The 463-nt window shown below is 38.2% G+C and carries 1 protein-coding gene; it reads right to left on the minus strand.

Annotation, left to right across the window (positions count from 1 at the left end):
- Nucleotides 1–115: transposase (locus BFP75_RS17265; RefSeq protein WP_165776618.1), on the minus strand; the 115-nt coding region annotated here is incomplete at its 3' end.
- Nucleotides 116–463 lie beyond the last annotated feature (348 nt).

A 463-nucleotide genomic window follows, 5' to 3' on the forward strand; every position in this document is an offset into this window, starting at 1 on the left:
AAAACGTGCTTTTATCTATTCCTAATTCCCTCGAAACATCTCCAACAGATCTTCCTTGCTGATTTTCTTTTAGAGCCTTGATAATTTGACTCTCGCTAAACTTGCTGTTTTTCATCGTGACAGTTTGAATTTAAAGTTAGTAAATTCGAATTATGAACTGTCCTATTTTTAGGGAAGCCTACATAGTGGCGTGTTTAAGCACCTAATTTAGCAAATAAATACCAGATAGAAAATCCGCGAGGATTTTCTTAAGAAGGATAGAACTAGCAATAAATTATATACGGTGTGTGTGCCCAGTATGGGCATCTTTATCTTATAGCAATATAAGAATTTATTTAGAGGGTGTAAGTCCCTTATGCGCTGGAGTAACGTCTGGAAGCATTAGTAAGTCGCAAGGGTGGTAACCGCGAGGTTACACCTGAAGAAAGCGAGACTACAAAACTCGGTACTGACGAACAGGAAC

Source organism: Maribacter sp. 4G9, assembly GCF_002742265.1.
In the GTDB taxonomy this organism is placed as follows: Bacteria; Bacteroidota; Bacteroidia; order Flavobacteriales; family Flavobacteriaceae; genus Maribacter.